This window comes from Asanoa sp. WMMD1127 (assembly GCF_029626225.1).
Taxonomy (GTDB): Bacteria; Actinomycetota; Actinomycetes; order Mycobacteriales; family Micromonosporaceae; genus Asanoa.
In genome coordinates, this window is the sequence record NZ_JARUBP010000001.1 from 7,217,329 (window position 1) to 7,240,479 (window position 23,151).

Here is a 23,151-nt window from a genome sequence, read left to right on the forward strand (position 1 = left end):
CCTTCCTAGTGCGGTGGGGCCACCGTCTCCACCGGCGCCGGGACGGGGCGCAGGTTGAGGTTCTCGAGCGTGCCGAGGCCGGCGACGGTGACCGTTGCGGGACGGGGGGTGGTGGAGCGCAGGGCGGCGAAGTCGGGCTCCACGCCGAAGAGGCCGGCGACGACCGCCTCGGCGGTGGCCGCCCCGGCGATCGAGTCGCGGTTGGCGACGCCGCGGCCGGCGACGCGGACACGCAGCTCCCCGGCGCCGGGGACGATCTCCATCGCCTGTCCCCACAGGCCGCCCGAGGCGGCCCGCGGGGTCCTGCCGAGCACGCCGGCCGCGAGGTCGGGCCGGCCCAGCCGGGCCAGCCCGTACGCGGTGACGCCGGGCCAGGCGCCGAACGCGCCTCCGGCACCGTGGTCGGGCCGGTCCGAGAACGGCGCGATCGGGTCGTCGGCCGCCAGCGCCCGCATCCACGGGCCGGCCAGCAGCTTGTCGACCACGAACGCGACCATCTCGGCCCGTTGCTCGCGGGTCAGGTCGCCGGCCATCGCCGCCGCGACCAGACCGAAGTCGAGGACGTGCCCGATCGTCTCGCGACCGCCGGGGTGGGCGATCTGCCACCGGCCACCGCCGGCGTAGAGGCCCAGCACGGCGTCCGCGAGCGTGGCCGCCACGCCGTCGGCCCGGTCCGCGTCGGAGTCACGACCGAGGTAGCGCAGCAGTTCCGCCCAGGACCGGAGCATGCCGACATAGGCGGCGTTGAACGAGGCCATCCCGTCGACGTAGTTGGGCACGCACTCCAGCACCCGCCACGCGTCGGCGCCGAAGTCGGCGAGCCCGTCGAGGTCGCCGCGCCGGCCGGCGACCCCGTAGGCGAGACGCTCGAGATGGTCGAGCACCGTGCGCCCGCCGGCCGGCTCCGACAGGAAGGCGATGTCGCCGGTGCTGCCGACGTAGTGCTCGACCAGCCGGAACAGCGCGTACTCGTTGGAGACGTAGTAGTTGCCGAGCGGGCCGCCGCCGCGCACGTCGTAGCCGAACGCCGTGTCGTAGGGGCTCGCCAGCCCGGCCAGCAGCCAGGCCCGCAGGCCGGACGGGTCCAGCATGGCGTAGAGGCGGCTCCACTCGGTGTGGTCCCAGAAGAACGTGGTGGTGGCGCCGAGCCGCGGTCCGCCGGTGAGGAAGACCGGGCCGGTGCGGCCGACCCGGGTGTTGCGCAGGTAGACCGCCAGCAGCGCGCCCATGTGGTAGGCGCGGGCCAGGTCCTCGTCGGGCGTGCGCAGCGTGGGCAGGTGGCCGCTGAAGTCGGGGTTGCCGGGGGTGAACGCGTGGGCCCAGAGCCGGCGCCAGGCGTCGGCGGTCGCGGCCAGCTCCGCGTCGAGCGTCGCGGCGGCGGCGCGGGCCTCCCCGGCGACGGACCCGGTGCCCCAGGCGAGGGCGAAGCCGACGGTGTCGGTCGCGCCGGGCGCCAGGTCCAGCCGCCAGGTCGCGCGGGCGCCGGCGCCGTGCGGCACGAGCTCGTCGGGCGGGACGGCGAAGGCGTACGCGGCCCGGGCGGCCGAGGCGGTGTCGATGACGGCGACCGTGCCGTCGTCCACGGTGGACCGCCAGCGGACGGCGCGGGTCCAGTGGCCGGTGCGGGCAACCTCGGCGCCGTCGAGCACCAGGGCGGCCCGGTGGGCGTCGACCTCGACGCGGATGTGGTGCCAGCGGCCCGCTTCGAGCGGCCGGTCGGCGGTCTCGCGCTCGCCGCAGATCGCCAGCCAGAGCCGCCCGCCGGCGATGCCGAGCTGGAGCGAGTCAGGGTGGTTGCCGTGGGTCAGCAGTACGCCGTCGTGGCCCGGGTCGTCGGCCCGGAACTCCAGCTCCAGCGCGACCCCCGGCGTCAGCTCGAACGCGTCGAGCGGCACCTCGGCGCCGTCGTCGAGCACAACCGGGCCGGGGAAGGCGAGGCCGGTGCCGGCCGTCAGCGCGCGGACGGCGCCCCGGACGGAGGTGGTGTGCGGCCAGACCCAGTCGGCGCTGACGTGGCGGGGCAGCTCGTACTCCAGCAGCATCGGCGCGGAGTCCTCGTCGCGCTGGATGCCCGGCGGGCGCGGCCGGCCGAGGCGCAGCCGGCGCGGGCCCGGGCCGAGCAGGTACGGCGCGCCCTGCGCCCCGGGCCGCGTGGTGTCCCGGATCCGCTCGAGCGCGTGGTAGTCGTGCTCCCCGGACGCGTTCCACGGCACCGTGTGGAGCCAGCCCCAGCCGGTCTCGGAGTGGCCGACCGGCGCGAACAGGTCCTGGGTCAGCTCGACCGTGGCCGCCTCGGCGCGGGTGTTGGTCACCTGGATCCGCCAGAGCAGCCAGTCCGCGTCGTAGCCGAGGCTGGTGTCCGTGACGACGTCGACGTGGGCATCGCGGTAGCTGCGCCGGGTGCCCCACGGCTTCCACCGGTAGTGCTGCACACCGGGCACGCCGCCGTCGACCCGCAGCACGCCGGTGTGGTAGCCGCCGGCGAACGGCGGTGCGGCCAGCCAGGAGACGCTGGTGAGGTCGTGGTTGACGTGGGCCTGGCCGCGCTGGTTGCGCAGCGACGGCAGGTGGCCGAGGTCGCCGGCGGCGACCCACTCCCCCGCGACGTCGTCCAGCGGCGGCACCCCGGTCACTTGCTGGCGCCCGACGTGAGGCCCGCGACGAACTGCTTCTGCACCGTGAGATAGCCGACCACCGGCAGCGCGCCGGCGAGGAACATGATGCCGAAGAGCTGGCCGTAGTCCACTGAGTACTGTCCAATCGTCAGGTAGAGGCCCGTGGTGATGGTCTGGCCCTGCAGCGGGCCGAGGATGAACAGCGGGTTCAGGAAGTCGTTCCAGATCCACAGGGTCAGGAAGATGACCACGGTGGCGGTGGCCGGGCGGACCAGCGGCATGACGATCTGCCACCAGATCCGCAGGCCGCTGGCGCCGTCGAGCCGGGCCGCCTGGACGATCTCGTCGGGCACCGAGCGCATGAATCCGACGTAGACGAAGACCGCGAAGCTCAGGTAGCCGCCGCCCAGGTTCGCCAGGATCAGCCCGGGGTACGAGTGGTCGAGGCCGATCCAGGTCAGGATCCTGATTGTGGGCAGCAGGGTGACCTGCGGCGGGATCATCAGTCCGGCGGAGAGCGCGACGAGGATCGCGGCCTTGACCCGCCCGCTGCGCCTGGAGATGTAGAAGCTGAACGCGGAGCCGAGCGGGACGATCAGGGCGACCGAGCAGACCGCGACGATCAGCGAGTTGCGCAGCCCGAGCGGAATCAGGTTGTCGGGCCGGCTCAGCGCCTCGGTCAGGTTGTCCAGCGTCGGCGGCCAGGGCGGCGCGACCGGGTTGCCGAGGATCCGCTCCTGCGGCTTGAACGCGTTGACCAGCATGAGATAGATCGGCGCGGCGAATACCAGCGTGACGGCGGCCGCGACCAGGACCCGGGTGCGCCCGCTCGGGCGGCGGCGTCGGGGGCTGGGCGTTTCGGGCGGCGGTGTCAGGGCGGTCCTCCCGCCGGCGGTCGGGCGGTCGCGCGTATCCCCGATGGTCGTCATAGGGAGATCTCCCGGCGGCGCAGGGCGCTCGTGACGGTGAGGGCGACCACCGCGGACAGCGCGAGCAGGAGCATCGCGACGGCGCTGGCGTAGCCCACCCGGTCGCTGGTGAACGCCAGCTTGACGATGTAGAGCGCGGTCGACTGGGTGGAGTTGGCCGGGCCGCCGCCGGTGAGCACGGTGATGATGTCGTAGAGCTTCAGCACGGTGATCAGGGAGATGGTCACGCTGATCGTGGTGCCGGGCGCGAGCATCGGCCAGGTGATCTTGCGGAAGCGTTGGGTGCCACGGACGCCGTCGAGCGAGGCCATGTCGTGCAGCTCGAGCGGGATGCTCTGCAGGGCGGCCAGGTAGACGACCGTGGTGAAGCCGCTCATCACCCACGTGACGACCAGGCCGATCGAGAAGAGGGCGGCGTTGGGGCTGCCGAGCCAGGGGTACGGCTCGTCCAGGATGCCGATCTTCATCAGCGCGGTGTTGAGCAGACCGTTCTGCGTGAGGATGGTCTGCCATACGAAGGCGACGATCACACCCGAGAGCACCTGGGGCAGGAACGCGACCGTACGCATGACGCGGTAGGACAGGCTCGTGCGGTTGAGCAGGATCGCGAAGGCGACGCCGAGCGCGTTGGCGGCCAGCGTGACGCCGAGCGCGAGGATCAGCGTGAAGGTGAGGCTCGCCCGCAGCTGGTCGTCGCCGGCCATCTCGGTGTAGTTGGCCAGGCCGACGAACTCGTTGGTGGCTTTGAGCGGGTTCTCGTTGGTGAAGCTGCTGCGCAGGCTGAGCAGCAGCGGCAGCACGAGGAAGACCAGGTAGAGGCCGACCGCGAGGGCGGCGAGCAGGGCCAGGCCCCGCTCGCCGGACTGCTTCCTCACTGCGCGGCGGTCTTCCACGCGTCGTCGAGCTTCGCGAGCTCACCGGCCACGTCGTCGCTGGTGAACAGGGCCTGTGCGGTCGCGTAGAAGGCGTCGTTGAGCCCGGGCGGCAGCGCGTCGTCGTTGGTCGCCCAGCCGATCGCGTTGACCTTGTTGTTGTCCTGCCCGACGTACGCGTAGGAGTCCTTGAAGACCTGGGTGACCGTGACGCCGTAGTCGTCGAGGGTCTTGCCCTTGATCATCGGGAACGCGCCGTCGGTCTCGATGAGCGCCTTCAGGTTGGCCGGGTTGAGCGACCAGGCCTGGCCGAACTTCTCGGCGAGCGCGGTGTCCTTTGCCTTCGCGGAGATCGCCATCGAGCCGCCGCCGACGAACGGCACGACGACGTCGCCGTTGTCGGTCGGCCACGGGAACGAGCCGAAGTTGTCGGCGGTGTCCTTAGGTACGGAGCCGAGGAACCAGCTGCCCATGGGGTACATCGCCGACTTGCCGCCGGTGAAGCGGGTTATCGAGTCGGCGTACTTGACGCCCAGGGCGCCCTTGTCGAAGTAGCCGCCGGTGACGAGGGTGCGGTATTTCCGGACCGCCGTGACCAGGTCCGCGTCAGCGAACTTGACCTTGTCCGCGTAGCGGTCCTGGAGCCAGTTCTTGTTCTTGCCGAGGATGTCGGCGGAGATGATGCCGACCAACGGCATGGAGGCGGCGAACGGGTCGGCGCCGCCGAGCTCGATCGGCGTGATGCCCTTGGCCTTGAGCTTGGCGCAGGCGTCGAGGAACTCGGCCCAGGTCTTCGGGGCCGCGGTGATGCCCGCTTGTTGGAACAGCTGCCTGTTGTAGTAGACCTGCGGGACGATCTGCGAGTTGGTCGGCGGGATGTAGACCTCGCCCTTGAGCGAGTTGGCCGACGGCAGCAGGAAGTTGGCGTCGATCCAGGTCTTGTCGTAGGGCTTGAGCAGGCCGGCGCCGACGAAGTTGGACGGCGTGATCGACTGCAGCAGGTCGGGGAACTGGCCGGACTGCTGCAGCTGCTTGGCGTAGCCGTCGCGGTCGGTGCTCGGCGCGACGATCTTGTTGATCTTCACGCCGGGCGTTTGCGCGGTGGCGGCGGTGATCGAGTCGTCCCAGAACTTCGCGTCGAGGCTCGGGGTCTCGAAGACAAGGTAGGTCAGGGCGGTCTCGCCGCTTTCGTTCCCTCCGCCGTCGCCGCTGCCACAGGCGGCGGTGAGGGCGAGGAGACCGGCGACGCCTGCCGCGACCAGCGGCTTCCGTATCAAGGGGTCCTCCCGGGGACGGGGGTGCGGGTCAAGGTGCGGCTAGTCAAGATGATCGTTTCGGGATAACGTTATCCGGAAGCATAGGAAGTTTCACTCGCGTGTCAAGGGTGCTCGGTGAGCGGGCGTCCGAAGAGGAGGATCAGGCGATGACCGATCGGGTGGGCGGCGGGGTGCGGCGAAAGCGCCCGACCATGCGGGACGTGGCCCGCGAGGCCGGCGTGGCGCTGCGCACGGTGTCCCGGGTCGTCAACGACGACCCGACGGTCGGCGCGCACCTGGTCAGCCGGGTCCGGGCGGCGATCACGGCGCTGGACTACGCGCCGGACGAGCGGGCTCAGCAGTTGCGCCGGGGCACGAGCGGCACGATCGGCGCGGCGGTGCGCAACCTGGCGGACGCGCACCCGGTGCTGTCCGCGGTCGACACCGCGTCGCGGGCCCGCGGCCTGGCGCTGCTGGCCATGTCGACGGAGGACGACGAGTCCCGCGAACGCGAGGCGGTCATGTCGATGTGCCGGCGCCGGGTCGACGGGATCGTCATCGAGCCGATCGGGCCGACCCATGACTACCTGGCCGCGGAGGTGGCCGCCGGGTTGCCGGTGGTGGCGGTCGACCGCCCGTGCGGCGGCGTCTCGGCGGATGCCGTGCTGTCCGACAATGCGGCCGGGATCGGCATGGCCTACCGGCAGCTCTCGGTCCACGGGCACCGCCGGATCGCGTACATCGGGGACGACGAGCGGATTTTCACCGGTCGGGAGCGAGCGGCGGCGTTCCGGGCCAGCGTGGCGGCGAGCGGTGGGCCGCTGTCGGGGATGGTGCATCCGGGGGTGGTGACGCCTGAGCGGGTCTCGGCGGCGTTGGGCGCGGTGCTGTCCGGGCCGTCGCCGGCGACCGCGTTGATCACGGGCAACGTGGCGACGACGATCGAGGCCCTGCGCTGTCTGGGTGCCGACGCGGGGCGGTTGGCCCTGGTCGGGTTCGACGACTTTCCGCTGGCGGACATCCTGCGGCCGGGGGTGACCGTGGTAGCGCAGAACACGGCGGTGATCGGCCAGACGGCGATCGACCTGCTGGTGGCCCGCTCGGCCGACCCGTCCCGCCCCGTCCAGACGGTCACGGTGCCGGTGGAGCTGATCCCCCGAGGCTCCGGCGAGCTCCCACCGGCCGACTGAGCCGGCGGTCCCTCTCCGATAACGTTATCCCGCTCGTCGGTTGTGCCGGAATGCGCATAGGGTGCGGGCATGGACGGCGCCGCAGAGATGTTCGCCCGCGACAAGGCTTCCGAGTCGCTCGGGATGTCGGTTCTCACGCTCGAGCCCGGGCGGGCCGTGCTCGAGATGACCGTGACGGATCTGATGGTCAACGGCCACGGCATCGCCCATGGTGGCTACGTCTTCCTGTTGGCGGACTCGGCTTTCGCCGGCGCCTGCAACTACCCGGGCGCGGTCACGGTCGCGGCGTCCGCCGAGATCGTGTTCGTCTCCGCGGCCCGGGAGGGCGACCGCCTGACGGCGACAGCGGTCGAACGCCACCGCGCCGGGAAGTCCGGCATCTACGACGTCACCGTCCGCTGCGGCGACCGCCTCGTCGCCGAGTTCCGCGGCCTGAGCCGCACGCTCTCCAGCTAGCTGTCGCCCGATGCACGTCGGGCGGCGAGGTAGCGAGCCCGCTCCTCCGCCTCGAGGTGTTCGGTCGCGAAGCGGACCACGACCCGCGGGGCGGTCGCCGCATGCTCGTCCAGGAAGGCCAGCAGGCGCGCCCGGTCGTGTTTGCCGGCCTCGCGGAGCATGCCGCCGACGACCGTGTTGACGTACTCGTGCGGGTCGTCGACCAGCATCTCGGCCAGGGCGAACGTGTCGTCCGCGTCGCCCGCCCGCACCAGGGCCAGCGTGGCGAACATGGCGATCCGCCGTTCCCACCAGTGCGGCGAGCGGGCCAGGTCGTAGAGGACGTCGCGGGGTTTGTCGCGCAGGTGCGCGCCGACCACCTGGTGTGCGCTCAGGTCGACCAGGTCCCAGGTGTCGATGCGGTCCGTGCGCCTCAGGTAGAGAGCGAACAGGTCCGCGCGCGTCGACTCCGAGGTGCGCTTCGCGCCGGCCTGGTTGCCCATGATGCGCAGGGCGCCGACGCGTACGAGATGGTTGCCGCTGTCGAGCAGGATGTCGAGCTCCGCGAGCGGCAGGTCGCCGAACTCCTTGGCGAGGCCGAACACGTCGCCCATCCGGACCCGGTCGCGGCCCGGCGGCGGTCGGAGGGCCTCGATCCGCGCGGTGAACGCGGCGGCGGTCAGCGTCATCCGACGATGATCGCGCCGATAGCCGAGGCGGTCCAGCACGTAGCGGCCGGGCGCCCGCCCTGGCCATACTCGCCTCCATGCACCCTCCGCTCGACCGCAGCACGCTGACCGCCGTGGAGGCCGCCGCGCTGGCCGCGGTCGACGAGGCCGGCATCGGCCCGACCTTGCTCGAACTCCTGGCGGTGCCCAGCGTGACGGGCACCGCGGCCGAGTCCGAGCTGCAGCACCTGCTGGCGCGCCGGCTGGCGACCCTGGACCTCGACGTCGACCTGTGGCGGATGGACCTCGACGCCCTCCGCGCACACCCGGACTTCCCGGGCAGCGAGGCCCCACGCACAGAGGCTTGGGGCCTGGTGGCCGGCACCCGCCACCGCACCGACGGACCCGCGCTGATCCTCCAGGGCCACGTCGACGTCGTGCCGCCGGGCGACCAAGCCCAGTGGGAAGGCGACCCGTTCCGCCCGCGGACCGTCGGGGACACCGTGCACGCCCGTGGCGCCTGCGACATGAAGGCCGGCCTCGTGGCGATCCTCGCCGCCCTGGAGGCGATCAAGACGGCGGGCGCACGGCCGCGCGGCCACGTCTCGGTGCACTTCGTCGTGAGCGAGGAGGACGGCGGCCTCGGCGCGTTCGGCACGCTCGAGCGCGGCCACACCGGCGACGCCTGCATCATCACCGAACCGACCAGCGGCGCCATCATGACCGCCAACGCGGGCGCCCTCACCTTCCGCATCGAGGTGCCGGGCCAGGCCACCCACGGCAGCACGCGGTACGCCGGCGTCAGCGCGATCGACGCCTACCTCCCGATCCATCGGGCGCTGGCCCGACTCGAGTCCCGCCGCAACGCCGACCCGGACCCGCTCATGTCCGGCTACCCGATCCCGTACCCGCTGTCGGTCGGCACCGTCCAGGCCGGCGACTGGGCCAGCAGCGTCCCCGACCTGCTGGTCGCCGAAGGGCGGCTCGGCGTGCGGCTGGGCGAGGACCCGGCCCGGGCCCGCGCCGAGCTCGAGACATCAGTGGCCGAAGCCTGCGCCGACGACCCTTGGCTGCGCGCCCACCCCGCCACCGTGACGTGGCCCGGCGGCCAGTTCGCCAGCGGACGCCTGCCGCCCGGGCACCCGCTGGCCGCACTCGTCACACAGGCCCACGCCGAGGTCACCAACGGCGCGCGGCCACTGGAGCGGGGCGCACCCTACGGCAGCGACCTGCGGCTGTACGCGGGCAAGGACATCCCCACCCTGCAGTACGGCCCGGGCGACGTGCGCCTCGCCCACGGCCCACGCGAGCAGGTCGACGTGAGCGACGTGGTCACCGTCGCCCGCACCCTGGTGCTCGCGACCCTGCGCACGGTCGGCACGAGGTAGGCCGGCCGCACCAGGTAGCCGGCTTCACGCGCGGCGGTTGCGGCCCGTCAGCCACGACAGGGCGCTCAGCAGACCGAACCCCGCGACCGCCCCGATCACCGCGAACACCACCCACTGCACGCCCGGGTGGACGCCGTCGAGCACCCCGGAGGCCAGCCACACGCAGAGGCCGCCGACGAAGAGCGACGCGACCAGCGCGACGACGATCGCCGTGAGGCGCTGCCCGTTGGTGGCGGACGGGTACGTGTTGAGACGACGTTCGAGGCGGCTCCAGTCCCGATTCGGCATGGGAAGCGCAGTACCCGAACGGCCGCGCGCGTGAACCTGCCTAGGGCAGGCGGCCTACCCCCGCCCAGACGCAGGAGAGGCGCGGGTCGTCGGCGAAGTCGGTCGGGTCGTCGGGCTGCGGACGCCACTGCGTCACCCAGACGATGCCCGGGTCGACGAGCTCGGCCGGCCCGAAGAAGCGCGCCACACCCTCGCGCGTGCGGCCGCCGGCGGGCGTCGCGGTGCGCTGGTTGTAGACCTTCTGGATGGTGCTGTGCTCCTCGCTGGTGACCGACGCGTCGGCGCCCTCGTTGGCGCCGTGCGACACCAGCACGTAGCTGCCCGGCGCGAGCGCGTCGCGGAACTGGTCGACGAGGCCGTAGGCCTGGTCGTCGTCGGGCACGAAGTGCAGCACCGCGCAGAGCAGCAGGGCCACCGGCTGGTCGAAGTCGAGCGTCTTGAGCACCACCGGGTGGTCGAGGACGGCGCGCGGCTGGCGCATGTCGCCCTGAATCGCGGTGACGCGGCCGGTGTCCCCGATCAGGTCGAGGCTCTCGGAGACCGCGATCGGGTCGATGTCCACATAGACCACACGCGACTCGGGTGCGACCTCCTGGACGATCTCGTGGACGCTGCCCTGGGTCGGCATGCCGGAGCCCAGGTCGAGGAACTGCCGCACGCCGGCCTCGGCCAGGTGGCGCACGGCCCGGCGCAGGAACGCGCGGTTGGCCTTGGCCATCGCGGGCGCGGACGGCATCATCGCCACGACGCGCGCGGCCGCCTCGCGGTCGGCCGGGAAGTTGTGCACGCCGTCTAGGAAGTAGTCGTAGATCCGGGCGGCGGTCGCCGGCTTGGTCGATCGGTCACTCACGCCGGTGCTCTCCACGTCCATGGCGCAGACGGTACCGTGCCGCCCACAGGGGACGCTGCCCCAGGTTCATAAACAGTTTTGGCGTTACGAATCGTCGACTGCTGTTAACCGCTCTGCCCTCCCACGCCCGCCGCTCCTAGGTTCGTCGGCACCCCCCTGGGAGGAGACAACTGTGCGGCAGAGAGCATCCGGACTCGGCGTCGCGGCCATCGTCGCGGCCGCCGCGGTCCTGGGCGTCGGCGTCCCCGCGGGCGCCGAACCCGCCAACCCCCAACCCACCCCCATCCGGTACGCGGACAGCCCCAACGCCGTACCCGGGCGCTACATCGTGGTCCTCAAAGACGGCGCCGACGCACGGACGAAGGCCCGCGACCTCACCACCCGCTTCGGCGGCCAGGCCCGGCACGTCTACACGACGGCCCTGCGCGGGTACGCCGGCACCATGTCGGAGCAGCAGGCCCGCACGCTGGCCGCCGACCCGGCCGTCGCGTCGGTGGAGGCGGTGCAGCGGATCGGCGTCGCCGACACCCAGAACAACCCGCCGAACTGGGGCGACGACCGGATCGACCAGCAGAACCTGCCGTTGAACCAGGCCTACACGTACCCCGCCAACCCCGGTCAGGGCGCGACGGTCTACGTGCTGGACACCGGCATCAACGCCAACCACGTCGACTTCACCGGCCGCGTGCGGCAGGGCACGGACATGGTCGACAACGACAGCTCGCCGACCGACTGCCACGGGCACGGCACGCACGTGGCCGGCACGGCGGTGGGCACCACGTACGGCGTGGCCAAGAAGGCGAGCGTCGTGGCCGTACGCGTGCTGAACTGCCAGGGCAGCGGCACCAACGACGACCTGATCGCCGGCATCGACTGGGTGCGCGCCAACGCGCAGAAGCCGGCGGTCGTCAACTACAGCATCGGTTGCCAGAGCCGGTGCAGCAGCCAGGCCATGGACAGCGCGGTGTCGAGCCTCATCTCGTCCGGCGTGCAGTTCGTCCAGGCGGCGGGCAACTCGTCGGACGACGCCTGCTACTACAGCCCGCAGGCGGTGGCGGCGGCGGTCACCGTCGGCAACACCAACAGCTCCGACGCCCGCAACAGCAGCAGCAACTACGGCTCGTGCCTCGACATCTTCGCGCCGGGTACGAGCATCGTGTCGGCCTCCTACTCGAGCAACACCGGCAGCGCCACGATGACCGGCACCTCGATGGCGTCGCCGCACACGGCCGGCGCGGCGGCTGTCTGGCTTGGACTGAACCCGAACGCCACGCCGGCCCAGGTGCGGGACGCGCTGGTCACCAACGCCACGAGCGGCAAGGTGACCAGCCCCGGCTCCGGCTCGCCGAACCGGTTGCTCTACACGGGCTTCATGAACGGCGGCACCAACCCGAACAACCCCGCGGTGACCAACCCCGGCAACCAGACGACGGTCGTCGGGCAGCAGGTCAACCTGCAACTGCGGGCGTCGGGCGGCACGACGCCGTACACCTGGAGCGCCTCGGGTCTGCCGGCCGGCCTGTCGGTCAACGCGTCGACCGGCGTGATCAGCGGTAGTCCCACCGCCGCCGGCACGTCCACCGTCACGGTGACCGTGCGCGACAGCGCGTCGCGGACCGGCACGGCCACCTTCACCTGGACGGTCACGACCGGTGGCGGCGGTTGCACGCCGGTGCAGGTCGTCGGCAACCCGAGCCTGGAGAGCGGGACCACGCCGTGGTCGGCGAACTCCGGCGTGATCGGGGCGTGGGCGAGCTACGGCTACCCGGGCCACACGGGCACCCGGAGCGCCTGGCTCGGCGGCCAGGGCCGCACGCACACCGACTACGTCCAGCAGTCGGTGACGATCCCGGCGGCGTGCACCAGCGCGACGCTGCGCTACTGGGTGCGGATCACCACGGCCGAGAACGACGGGCAGGTCTGGGACCGGCTGACGGTGACCATGGGCAGCACCACCGTCGGCTCCGCGACCAACCTCGACGCCAACTCCGCGTACGTGGAGAAGGTCGTCGACGTCACCCAGTTCCGCGGGCAGACGGTGACCCTGCGGTTCAACGGGGCGGAGGACCAGTCGCTGCAGACCAGCTTCGTGGTCGACGACGTGACCATCAACGCGTCCTGATCTCCGTCGGCAAAGGCCGGGTCGCTCACGAGGCGGCCCGGCCTAGTCCCATTCCCAGCGCATGCCGACGATGCCGGGTGGCACGTCGGCCGCGACCAGGTGGGCGCCGTGGGTCGAGCCGATCCAGACCTCGCGTACGCCCTGGTCCGGCGCGTGGAGGCCGCGGCGCTCGAAGCGGTAGCAGCGCGCCGGGACCGCGTCGTGGTCGAACTGGACCTGCAGGACGTACTCGCCGACCGGTGTCGAGAAGCCGTGGTAGTAGTTGTCCGTCGTGACGCGCGAGCCGCTCTCGAACTCGTACTCGATGACCGCGGTGTCGCCCTGGGCCAGCATCCGGTCGAAGATGATCTCCGCCGCGAGCAGCCCGGTGCCCGGATCGGACCGCACCCGCCCGACCCGGCAGTTGCGCAGCGGATGCACCCCCACCGGCGCGTCGGGGTCGTCGGTGTGGAAGATCCCGACGGTACGCGAGACGCGGTCGACGTTGGCCCGCAACACCTGCCGGCAGTTGAGCCCGCGCTCCTGCCGGTCGGCGCCGACCAGGTAGAGGTCGTGCATGCTGACCCGGGACAGCTCGTGGTACATCCACTTGTCCAGCTCGCTCATGATCTTCGAGACGCTGGCGCCGTTCTCGAACAACCGGTCGATGTCGATCGTCCCCGGTGGCTGGTTGAGCCAGCGGCCGCGGGGCCGGCGCGGGCCGAGCTGGGCGATCAGCGACTCGGCGGGCAGGGCCAGGATCTGCTCCATCAGCCGCACGGCCCGCATCGACTCGGGCCGCTCGGGCCGGCTGCGGCCGCGCCGCCAGTAGCTCAGGGTGGTCAGGCTGACCGTCACCCCCGCCGCCGCGAGCCGCGCCTGGATCTCCTCGGGCCGGATCCCCCGGTCCTCCATGGCCAGATGCAGGGCGGCGGAGAACGGGCCGGTACGCAGCGCGTGCGCCAGGTCGCGTCCGAGCGGATCCGATCGAGCCTTTTCCATGAACGCGAGTATCGCCACGGGGGTGCCCGGACGCCACCGCCCCGCCGCGACCCTTGAGAAGGAATCGGATTACCGTGCATATTGTGAAAATTGTCCAATATGCTCCCCCTGACGTATGAGTCCGATTCAGGGGGCGGTTCTGATGGCAACACGCGCGCGGGCCCGGGTGCCCGCTCTCGCCGCGGCCGCGGCGGTGGTGACGGCCGCGGCGCTGTGGGCGTCGTGGGCGCCGGCGGAGGCGATCGGGCCGGTCAACCCGGTCGACGGCGGCCCCGAGCTCAGCGGCTTCCTGGTGGTGGTCGAGCAGAACGCCACGCTGACCAGCAACGAGAGCGAAGGGCCGGTGGCGATCGGTGGCGACCTCACCATCGGCGGCACCTACCAGATCTCGTCGAACACCGGGCACACGTACGGGACGGATGCCCAGCCGACAGCGCTGGTGATCGGCGGCCGGGCGCTGCTGACGACGCCGCCGAGCCTGGCCAGCGGCTATCTCCAGGTCAACAACAACAAGTACCTCAAGATCGGCGACACCACCGGGGTGGCGGTCCTCGACCAGGCCAACATCCTGCAGATCGTCCCGGACCCGCCGGCCGACCCCAACACGTTCCCGCGGGTGCAGAACGGCGCCAACCAGACGCCGGCGAGTGCGACCGCCGCGACCGGCATCGACTTCGCGGGCGCGTTCGCGACCTACCGGAGCCGCGCGGAAGAGATGGCCACCTGCCCGGGCACGGTGACGCTGCGGAACGCCAACGGGGGTCCCATCGCGCGGCCGATCACGTCGCCGACGCAGGTGTACGTGGACCTCACCAACAACCAGACGAACGTGCTCAACCTGACGGCGTCCGAGATGGACAACATCGTCAGCATCACCTACAACGATCCGCCGACGGCCAACAGGCCGGTCCTGATCAACGTCGACACCGGGCCCAGCTACACCTGGAACCCGCCGACGTCCGCAGGGGTGGGCGGGCAGCAGGCGTCGTACATCCTCTACAACTTCCCGAACGTCACGGACCTGACCCAGACGGGGGCCAACTCCGTCGAGGGCACGGTGTACGCGCCGAACGCCACGCTGACCGACACGAACTCGGGCAACATCGAGGGCAGCGTCATCGTGTCGAACCTGGTGCACGGCACGGCGTCGGCCAACGGCGGCGAGATGCACAACTTCCCGTTCGACACGACCATCCAATGTGTCTCGTCGACCCCGACGCCGACTCCGACCGTGACGCCGACGGGCACGCCGACGCCGACCCCGACGGCCACGCCTACGCCCACGCCTACGCCGACCCCGACCCCGACCCCGACGCCGACGGGCAGCCCGACGCCCACGCCGACCCCGTCGGGCACCGGGTCACCGACACCGACGCCCACCGGCAGCCCGACGCCGACACCGTCCGACACGTTCGTGCCGCCGGTGTGGCCGACCGAGCGTCCGCCCTACGTGCCGCATCCGGGCATCGGCGGCGGCCGGCCACCGGGCGACATGCCCGTGACCGGTTCCCCGGTCAAGCCGATCGCCATCGGCGGCGCGCTCGCCGTGCTGACCGGCCTGGGAGTGCTGCTCCTGGTCCGCCGCCGGCGGGGCCTGACCGAGTCCTGACCTAAGCCGACGAAGGCCCGGCGCGGGGATGTCCCGCGCCGGGCCCGTCGTCTCAGGCCGACCGAAGGACGATGTCCGTCAACTCGCTCAGCGTCTCGATGCGCCAGGTCGCCCGCGAGAAGTCATGTGTTCTCGTGAAGTCGTTGTGGACGACCACACAGTCGATACCGGCCGCGACGGCTGAGCTCAGCCCCCGCGCCGAATCCTCGACGACCAGCGTCTCGCCCTTGGTGGCGCCGAAGCGCTTCAACCCGGTCAGGTACGGCTCCGGGTGGGGCTTGGCACGCTCGTAGTCCTCCCGGACGAGCACGAAATCCATGAACTGCCGGATCCGGCGCGCCTCGTGGATGACCTCGAAATCCCTGCGCTTCGCGGTCGTCACGATGGCCATGCGGACGTGCCTCGACAGCTCCTCGAGAGCGTCGACGACGCCCTCGATCTCGATGGCCTCGGTCCTCAGATACTCCTGGTAGTACGCATCGCGAACCCCGCGCTGCCGGCTGATGGTCTGCTCGTCGACACCGGCCGCCCGCGCCTGGGCCCAGGTGCCCGAGCCCTGGTTCATGTCCTGGACGTACTGGTCCAAATCCAAGGTGAAGCCGACGTCCGCGAGCGCGCGCTCGCCGGCCTTGTGGTACCAGAACTCGGTATCGACCAGCACACCGTCATGATCGAAAAGCACGTACCTCTTCACGAGGAAGCGCCGTCGTACGTCGCCCGGGCGACGTCGATGTCCCCGATGTGCCGCTCCGCCCACTCGGTCATCAGGGCCAGCACCGGAAGCAGGCTCTCGCCGACGGGCGTGAGCCGGTATTCGACGCGGGGCGGCGTCGCGCCGGTCACCGACCGCGCGACCAATCCGTCGCGTTCCAGGGTCCGCAGCGTCTGGGTGAGCATCTTCTGCGTGGCGCCGGCCACCGCGCGGGCCAGTTCGCCATGTCGGCGTGGCCCGCCGGCGAGCTCCTTGAGGATCAGGCTGACCCACCGCTCCCCCAACCGGTGCAGCACCCGGTGCGTGGGGCAGGCGGCCACCGAGACGAGGTACGCGGAGCGCGCGCCGGCTCGCCGTTCGTCGGCACGGCTGGTGGCCATGGTTCCTCCAGGCACTTCGAAGTGCGTACTGCCGCCGGGGGTGGGGGCAAGCCTAGCGTCGGCGGCATGAGCGTGATCGGCTTCGCGTGTGCGCTGCCCGGAACCCGGGTGGTCAAGGCGCTGAACACGGTCGGACCGGCGTCGCTGATGGCCGACCCGGGCAGCCTGGCCGTACCACCGGCGACGTTTCTCTGTGGTGACGACGGCGATGCCAAGAAGCTGGTCGCCGGGCTGCTCACCGACCTCGGCTGGTCACCACGGCAGATCGTGGATCTCGGCGGCGTGGCGAACGCCTGGTGGCCGGAGTCGTTCGTGCTCATGGTCCGGCCGCTGGTCGCCGCGCTGGGACCCGTCCCGTTCGGGCTGTCGATCGCCTACTGACGCGAGCGCGCGCGCGACTGTGCGATCGCGCCCAGGGCCAGGATGACCACCACCGCGCCGGCCAGCCACCAGAGCCAGCCGAAGCGGCCCGTCAGGGTGGAGCTGGCGTCCCGGTCGGCCGCCGGCGCCGGCGGCATCTGCTGGGCCACCTTCGCCTCGACCTTGACCAGGGCCTTGCCCGGATGCGGCGCCGGCGACGTCACCGCGACGTCCCACGAGCCCGGCGTCAGGACCGGTCCGCTGGTGTAGAAGCCCTGGCCTTCCGCCGACGGGTTGAGCTGGATCGGGCCGACCGTGCGGCCGCTCTCCCCCGTCGCGTTCAGCACCAGGCGCACGCCGGTCTCCACCGGGTGCTTGTCCTTCGTGTAGATCGCGCGGACCGTCACGCCCCCCGCGCCGTCGCCGGCGACGTCGAGCGTGACGGGTCCGTCGTGTGCGTATGCGGGCAGGCCCGGGACGAGGGCCAGCAACGCCGCCGCGAAGATCGCCGCAACGCCGCGAATGAACACCCTCATCCCGAGCCTCCTTGGTTCCGAGTTACTTCAGCGGTCCGCCGGCGACCTGCCGGGCGGCGTCACCGGGCACCCGGCCCGCACCGGCCAGCGACTTGTTGCCGTTGGCCTTCTTGCCCGCCGCGCTCGCGTCGCCGCCGAGGCGGACGATCATCGCGTCGGCGTCGCGGACCAGGACCGCCCGGACCTCGGCGTTGGGCACCAGGGCGGTGTCCTGCGCGAGCTGGCGGAACGCGGTCAGCTGGTTGATCGCCCGGCGGTCGTTGCCGGCCGCCTCGGCCTCGCGTGCCGCCTGCAGCTTGGCGCCGAGCTGCTTGTGCGCCTTCGCCGACAGCCAGCTGGTCGCCTTGAAGCGGTCCAGCAGGGACTGCATGTCGCGGAACGAGGTCGTGACGTAGAACCGGACCGACGACGTGGTGACGTTGCCGGCCTTGTCGGTGGCGGTCACGGTCAGCTCGTGCAGGCCGAGCGGCAGCTCGAACATGGCCTGCAGCTTGTTGGCCGGGTAGGCCGCGCCGTCGAGCGTGCCGACCACGCTCTTGAGGCCCGACGTCGGGTCGACCGCCTGGTAGGTCACCCGGACGTCCTGGCTGTCACCGTAGAGCTGGCCGTCGGCCAACCCGCCGATGATCACCGTGGGCTTCGTGCCGTCGATCTTCACGATCGCCGACTTGAGCGTCTCCACGTTGCCGGCGTTGTCGGTCGCGCGGTAGAGCAGCTCGTGCTCGCCCTCGCCACTGACGTCGACCGGCGCGGTGTACGGCGTCCAGGCGCCGCCGTCGAGCGCGTACTCGACGGAAGCGACCCCGGACCCGGCGTCGGTCGCGGTCAGCGTCACCGGGACGGCGCCGTTGTGCCAGCCGTCGTCGGTCGACGGCGCGAACGTCGCCGCCGTCACCGGCGCGGTGGTGTCGATCTTGACCGCCACCGTCTTGGTGGCCTCGACGTTGCCGGCCTCGTCCGTCGACCGGAACCGCACCTCGTGCGACCCGTCACCGGTGACCTCGACCGGCGCGGTGTATGCCGTCCACGTGGTCGCGCCGTCGACCTGGTACTCCGTCGACGCCACCCCGCTGCCGCCGGCCTCGTCGGCCGCCGTCAGCGTGACCGTCGCCGGGCCGGTGTGCCAGCCGTTGGTCACGGTCCCCGCCACCGACGCCGTGGTCACCGGCGCCGTCTCGTCCTCCGGCTCCTCGCCGCCCGTGGAGAGGCGGAAGTAGTCGAAGGAGATCGGCTTCGACGCGGTCTGCGCCGCGCCGAGGCTGAAGAGGCCGACCTTGGGCGCGGCGCCGACCGCCGCGTTGGTCAGCGTCTCCGGGAACGTGGTCCAGGTCGTGCCGTCGGCGGAGTACGACGCCGTGTAGGTGTCGCCCACCTTCGCCAGGCGCAGGTGCCACACCGCGGTGGTCAGGTTGGTGACCTGCGGCTGCGGGTTCTGCACCACGCTGGCGATCTCGCTCCGGAACTCGATCCGCCGCGCGACCGGCTGGCCGGCGGTGTTGTCGGCGATGAAGTCGAACTTGACGTAGTTGTCGTCGTCGCCGTACACCATCAGGCCGCCCTGCTGGTACTGCTCGTCGAGCTGGCTGCCGTCGACCTTGGTCTCCAGCGTCCAGTCGCCCGCGGGCGCGTTCTGCAGGATGAAGTTGGTCGGCCCGGTGTTGTTGCCGGTGTAGATGTCACCGTTGGGCACGTCGATGGTCAACGACCCGTCGGCGACCTGGTAGGCCGTGGCGTCCTCGCGGACGACCGCGTCCCACCGGCACTTGTCGAGCGCCGTGCCGTCGAACTCGTCGGACGGCGCGACCTCGCCACCCGCCTCGTCCGGCGAGATCTGGAACCAGTCGAACTCGGCGTTCACGACCGGGGCGGCGGTGCCGCCGTTGAGCGCGTACAGCCCGATCTTCGGGTTCTCGATCCCGGCCAGCTCGGCCGAGCGTCCGGCCGGCGTGTAGGTCACGCCGTCGGCCGAGAACGCGGCGGTCAGGTTGGTGCCGTCGGAGATCAGCCGCAGGAACACGGTGTCGGTGCCCTCCGGAGCCGGCGTGCTGTCGGCCGCCTCGTTGCGCGGCGTTCCGGCGGTCTGCCGGATGAACTCCACCCGCTTGTAGTCGGCGAAGAGCAGGTCGAGCTTGGCCCAGTTGGCGTCGTCGCCGTAGAGGATCAGGCCGGCCTGCTGGTAGTTCGCGGTCAGCGGCAGGGTCACCTTGGTGGTGGCCTGCCAGGAGCCGCCCGGTGTCGGCTGCAGCACGATGTTGCCGGCGTCGGTGCGGGCCCCGTAGAGGTCCGCCGCCTGCGTCGGCAGCAGCAGAGCGCCACCGGCCACGGAGTACGTCTGGTTCTCCCGGACGATCGTGCTCCACCGGTCGCGGTCGAGCGCCGTGCCGTCGAAGTTGTCCGAACGCGCCCCGAAGCAGGACGTGTTCGGCGCCTCGACCCGGATCGGCACCGTGGCGTACGCCGCCGCGCCGCGGGCGTCGGTCACGGTCAGGGTCGCCGTGAACGTGCCGGGCGTGGTGTAGGTGTGCGACGCGTTGGCCGTGGTGGCCGTCGTGCCGTCACCGAAGTCCCAGGCGTACGTGACCGCGTCGCCCTCCTCGTCGGTCGCCGTGCCGCTGAACTCGACGGTCAGCGGCGTGGTGCCGGACGTCGGGTTGCCGGACGCGGTGACCAGCGGCGGCGCGTTGTCGGTGACGCCGCGGCCGAGGAAGTCGACCCAGTTGACGTTGAACACCGAGCCCTGGCCGGTGGTGCCGGCCGGGTTGCGGGCGATGAAGAACAGCGGCCCGCTGGTGGTCGGTGGATTCTCGAGCGGCAGGCTGACATCCACATAGGACTGCCATCCGCCGGTGCCGGGCACGTCGACGGTGCCGAGCACCGCGCCGTCCACCGCGCCGGACCGCACCTCGATGCGGCCGCCGTCGACCGCCGAGGCCACCCGGAACCGCAGGCTGGTGATGCCGGTCAGGTTGGCCGGGTCGAACGTCCAGTAGTCACCGTCTTCGATGAAGCCGATGTTCTGGAAGCCGCCCTGGGTGTCGCCGGTGGTCTCCCGCTGCACGCCCGGGTCGCCGCCGCCCACGCCGTCGGGCGAGCGCCCGGTGGCCGAGAAGTACTCCGCCTGCTTGCGCTTGGGCTGGAGCTGCTCGATGTCACGGCCGGTGAGCGGGTTGGACCCGCCGACCCCGCCGTCGTCGGTGTAGGTCGCCTCGAACACGCCGAACACGTTGGCGTCGGCGCCGTGCCCGGAGGCGAGCGAGGTCTGGATGCTGCCCGTGCAGCCCTGCTGGCTCTGCAGCGGGTGGGCGTGCTCGTCGTGACCCAGGTAGTACTGCAGCTTCACCCGGGAGCAGTCGATCTCGCCGTCCTCCGGGTCGGTCACGGTGACCGTGTATTCGACCTGGTCGCCCCAGTTGAAGAAGCCACCGTCCGGCGGGAACGTGATCGACACGGTCGGCTCGGTGTTGCCCACGGTGATCGGCACGTTGGCCACCGCGGTGCGCCCGCCCGGGTCGGTCACCGTGAGCTGCGCGGTGTAGTTGCCCGGCTGCGCGTACGTGTGGCTCGGGTTGGGGTCGGTGGAGGTGCCGCCGTCGCCGAAGGTCCAGGCGTAGGTGATCTCCTCCTCGTCCGGGTCGCGCGAGCCGGCGCTGGAGAACTGGACGGTCAGCGGCGACGGGCCGGAGGTCGGCGTGCCGGACGCGACCGCGATCGGGGCACGGTCGCCCGCCACGTAGTCGATCCGGTAGATCCCCGAGTTGTCGTTGTTGCCGCCGAAGCCGCTGCCCCACTCGATCAGGTAGAGCGCGCCGTCGGACCCGAACTCGAAGTCCATCGGGCGCAGGAAGGCCATCCCGGTGAGCAGCTGGTTGATGTCGACGACCGCGCGGGCGTCGTCGGTGAGCTGGAACGTGTACATCTTGTTCTGGTTCCACTCACCGAAGATGGCCTTGCCGTCGTAGTAGGCCGGCCACTTGCGGTCGGACGGGTTCGCCGCGTCGTAGCGGTAGACCGGGCCGCCCATCGGCGCGCCGCCGCCACCGATCTCCGGGAACAGCGGGTTGCCGCTGTAGTCGTAGTCGATGGTGGCCGGGATCGCCGGCGGGAGGTTGCGCAGGCCGGTGTTGTTGGGCGAGTCGTTGACGATCGCCGCGCAGTCGAACTTCGGCCCGCTCGGTCCACTGGGGAACGTGTAGTCGTTGTAGGCGTAGTTGTTGCCGTGGCAGTAGGGCCAGCCGTAGAAGCCGGGCTGCGCCACGATGTTCCACTCGACCGTGCCCTCCGGGCCGCGGTTGGGGTCGGCCTGGCCGGCGTCCGGCCCGTAGTCGCCGACCACCAGCGTGTCGGTCTTCGGGTCGATGCCGATCCGGAACGGGTTGCGGAAGCCCATCGCGAAGATCTCGGGACGGGTCTGCGCGGTGCCGGCCGGGAACAGGTTGCCCGCCGGGATCGTGTAGGTGCCGTCGTCCTCGGGGTGCACCCGCAGGATCTTGCCGCGCAGGTCGTTGGTGTTGCCGGACGACCGCTGGGCGTCGAAGTCCTGCCGGCCCGGCCGCTCGTCGATCGGGTTGAACGAGTTGGACTCGAACGGGTTCGTGTTGTCACCCGTGGCCAGGTAGATGTTGCCGGCGCTGTCGAACGCCATGCTGCCGCCCGCGTGGCAGCAGGTGTTGCGCTGCGTGTCGACCTGCAGGATCACCTTCTCGGTGGCGAGGTCGACCGTGTCGCCGCTGACGGTGAACCGCGACAGGTAGTTGCGCGGGGCTCCGCCGTCGGGCGCGTAGTACAGGTAGATCCAGTTGTTGGTGGCGAAGTCCGGGTCGAGGCGTACGCCGATCAGGCCGTCCTCGTTGCCGGTGAACACGTCCAGCGTGGCCGCGGTCGTGGTCAGGCCGGTGGCCGGCGAGATGACCTGCAGCCGCCCGTCGCGCTCCGCGTAGAACACCCGCCCGTCGGGCGCGATGTCGAGCTCCATCGGGTTCTGGGTGTTGCTGTCGAGCGTCACCTTCTCGAAGCTGCTCGTCTTGCTGGCCGAGCAGTCGGCGTCCACCACGCCCGCGGTGGTCTCGATGCCGCCGAGGAGGTGGTTCAGGAAGTTCGGCTCCGCGTACGACTCCTGCGTGTGCCCGCTGCCCGTGTACCAGGAGCGGCCGCCGTCGTAGTCCTGGCACCAGGCCGTCGGGTGGTCGGCGCCCATCGCGCCCGAGCCCGGCGAGTAGCTGGTCTCGTCGAGGCTCGCCAGCACGTGCACGGTGCCGCGGGGGTTGGTGCGGAAGTTGTACCACTCGTCGAAGCGGTTCCACTCCGCCGGCAGGTCCGCTGTGGACGGGTGCGCCGGGTCCTCGACCTTGATGGTGGCGTTCTGGTTGCTCGGGTGCGCCGCGAAGTAGGCGCCGACGAGGCCGCCGTACCAGGCCCAGTCGTACTCGGTGTCGGAGGCCGCGTGCACGCCCGCGTAGCCGCCGCCGGCCTTGATGTAGCGCTCGAACGCCGCCTGCTGGTCGGTGTTGAGCACGTCACCGGTGGTCGAGAGCCAGACCACGGTGGCGTAGTTGGCCAGGTTGGCGTCGGTGAACGCGGCGGCGTCCTCGGTGGCGGTCACCGAGAAGCCGTGCTCCGCGCCGAGCTGCTGGATGGCCGCGATGCCGGCCGGGATCGAGTCGTGCCGGAAGCCGGCCGTCTTGGAGAAGACCAGGACGTTGTACGGCTCACCGGGCGCCGGTGCGGCGCTGGCGGGCGTAGGGCCGGCGACGAGCACGCCGGCTACCAGCGCCAGGCTCGCGCCGAGGCTGATCAGAGTTCGTCGAAAGTTTCGGCGATGGACGGACACGAAGGCGCTCCTCCGCATGCGGTGACGGCCCGGGTGCTCGGCTCGCCGAAGACCGAACGCCCAGGTGGATGGTTCGCTGCCTGATGATTAACCCTTGTGGATCAAGCCAAAGACAAGTCTTGCGCGATGTATT

General features: G+C 71.4%; 18 protein-coding genes. 6 read left to right on the forward strand and 12 right to left on the reverse strand.

The genetic code is table 11. From position 1 onward, the window contains the following. Nucleotides 1-5: 5 nt before the first annotated feature. From O7635_RS34525 to O7635_RS34540, 4 genes are read right to left on the reverse strand one after another with little or no spacing between them, the layout of a single operon-like run. Nucleotides 6-2,633 carry a laminin G domain-containing protein gene (locus O7635_RS34525; protein ID WP_278084686.1) on the reverse strand — a complete coding sequence of 876 codons (2,628 nt, stop codon included), beginning with the start codon at nt 2,631-2,633 and terminating at the stop codon, nt 6-8. After that, nucleotides 2,630-3,544 carry a carbohydrate ABC transporter permease gene (locus O7635_RS34530; protein ID WP_278084687.1) on the reverse strand — a complete coding sequence of 305 codons (915 nt, stop codon included), beginning with the start codon at nt 3,542-3,544 and terminating at the stop codon, nt 2,630-2,632. Before O7635_RS34530 ends, O7635_RS34525 begins: the two co-directional genes overlap by 4 nt. Then, the gene (locus O7635_RS34535) at nt 3,541-4,419 is read right to left on the reverse strand and encodes a sugar ABC transporter permease (protein ID WP_278084688.1); all 879 of its coding nucleotides are present in this window, start codon (nt 4,417-4,419) and stop codon (nt 3,541-3,543) included. The genes O7635_RS34530 and O7635_RS34535 overlap by 4 nt, the downstream gene beginning before the upstream one ends. Next, nucleotides 4,416-5,693, reverse strand: a complete 1,278-nt coding sequence (locus tag O7635_RS34540; protein ID WP_278084689.1) for an extracellular solute-binding protein — start codon at nt 5,691-5,693, stop codon at nt 4,416-4,418. Before O7635_RS34540 ends, O7635_RS34535 begins: the two co-directional genes overlap by 4 nt. A gap of 146 nt (nt 5,694-5,839) precedes the next feature. Between O7635_RS34540 and O7635_RS34545 the strand changes: the two genes are divergently transcribed. After that, nucleotides 5,840-6,862: a LacI family DNA-binding transcriptional regulator gene (locus O7635_RS34545; RefSeq protein WP_278084690.1), complete on the forward strand. Its 1,023-nt coding sequence runs from the start codon at nt 5,840-5,842 to the stop codon at nt 6,860-6,862. Nucleotides 6,863-6,931: 69 nt separating this feature from the next. Beyond that, complete coding sequence (gene paaI / locus O7635_RS34550) at nt 6,932-7,318, forward strand: hydroxyphenylacetyl-CoA thioesterase PaaI (protein ID WP_278084691.1); 387 nt, start codon at nt 6,932-6,934, stop codon at nt 7,316-7,318. Here paaI and O7635_RS34555 read toward each other — a convergent pair. After that, a complete protein-coding gene (locus O7635_RS34555) occupies nt 7,315-7,986 on the reverse strand; it encodes a DNA alkylation repair protein (RefSeq protein ID WP_278084692.1) in 672 nt (223 codons plus the stop codon). The two genes, paaI and O7635_RS34555, sit on opposite strands and share 4 nt — an antisense overlap. 77 nt (nt 7,987-8,063) lie before the next feature. Here O7635_RS34555 and O7635_RS34560 point away from each other — a divergent pair, with 77 nt between their 5' ends. Then, a complete protein-coding gene (locus tag O7635_RS34560; protein ID WP_278084693.1) occupies nt 8,064-9,353 on the forward strand; it encodes an ArgE/DapE family deacylase in 1,290 nt (429 codons plus the stop codon). Between the two features lie 24 nt (nt 9,354-9,377). On the opposite strand, the gene O7635_RS34565 is transcribed toward O7635_RS34560, so the two are convergent. Together O7635_RS34565 and O7635_RS34570 are read right to left on the reverse strand one after the other, a co-directional pair. Further along, entirely contained in the window at nt 9,378-9,641 is a 264-nt protein-coding gene (locus O7635_RS34565; protein WP_278084694.1) for a hypothetical protein, read from the reverse strand. Nucleotides 9,642-9,681: 40 nt separating this feature from the next. Continuing rightward, complete coding sequence (locus O7635_RS34570; RefSeq protein ID WP_278084695.1) at nt 9,682-10,512, reverse strand: SAM-dependent methyltransferase; 831 nt, start codon at nt 10,510-10,512, stop codon at nt 9,682-9,684. Nucleotides 10,513-10,663: 151 nt separating this feature from the next. Between O7635_RS34570 and O7635_RS34575 the strand changes: the two genes are divergently transcribed. Further along, on the forward strand, nt 10,664-12,613 hold the full coding sequence (locus O7635_RS34575) for a S8 family serine peptidase (RefSeq protein WP_278084696.1): 1,950 nt from the start codon (nt 10,664-10,666) through the stop codon (nt 12,611-12,613). 42 nt (nt 12,614-12,655) lie between these two features. On the opposite strand, the gene O7635_RS34580 is transcribed toward O7635_RS34575, so the two are convergent. Beyond that, a complete protein-coding gene (locus tag O7635_RS34580) occupies nt 12,656-13,594 on the reverse strand; it encodes a hypothetical protein (protein ID WP_278084697.1) in 939 nt (312 codons plus the stop codon). Between the two features lie 142 nt (nt 13,595-13,736). On the opposite strand from O7635_RS34580, the gene O7635_RS34585 reads away from it, so the two are divergent. Beyond that, nucleotides 13,737-15,203 carry a choice-of-anchor A family protein gene (locus O7635_RS34585; RefSeq protein WP_278084698.1) on the forward strand — a complete coding sequence of 489 codons (1,467 nt, stop codon included), beginning with the start codon at nt 13,737-13,739 and terminating at the stop codon, nt 15,201-15,203. A gap of 52 nt (nt 15,204-15,255) precedes the next feature. On the opposite strand, the gene O7635_RS34590 is transcribed toward O7635_RS34585, so the two are convergent. Further along, nucleotides 15,256-15,897, reverse strand: coding sequence for an HAD-IA family hydrolase (locus O7635_RS34590; RefSeq protein WP_278085645.1), 642 nt, complete (start codon nt 15,895-15,897; stop codon nt 15,256-15,258). Next, nucleotides 15,894-16,295: a helix-turn-helix domain-containing protein gene (locus tag O7635_RS34595; protein ID WP_278084699.1), complete on the reverse strand. Its 402-nt coding sequence runs from the start codon at nt 16,293-16,295 to the stop codon at nt 15,894-15,896. Before O7635_RS34595 ends, O7635_RS34590 begins: the two co-directional genes overlap by 4 nt. A gap of 66 nt (nt 16,296-16,361) precedes the next feature. Here O7635_RS34595 and O7635_RS34600 point away from each other — a divergent pair, with 66 nt between their 5' ends. Continuing rightward, on the forward strand, nt 16,362-16,676 hold the full coding sequence (locus O7635_RS34600) for a hypothetical protein (RefSeq protein WP_278084700.1): 315 nt from the start codon (nt 16,362-16,364) through the stop codon (nt 16,674-16,676). Here O7635_RS34600 and O7635_RS34605 read toward each other — a convergent pair. Continuing rightward, entirely contained in the window at nt 16,670-17,191 is a 522-nt protein-coding gene (locus tag O7635_RS34605; RefSeq protein ID WP_278084701.1) for a hypothetical protein, read from the reverse strand. The genes O7635_RS34600 and O7635_RS34605 overlap by 7 nt on opposite strands. 22 nt (nt 17,192-17,213) lie before the next feature. Next, nucleotides 17,214-23,018 carry a ThuA domain-containing protein gene (locus O7635_RS34610; RefSeq protein ID WP_347405322.1) on the reverse strand — a complete coding sequence of 1,935 codons (5,805 nt, stop codon included), beginning with the start codon at nt 23,016-23,018 and terminating at the stop codon, nt 17,214-17,216. Nucleotides 23,019-23,151 lie beyond the last annotated feature (133 nt).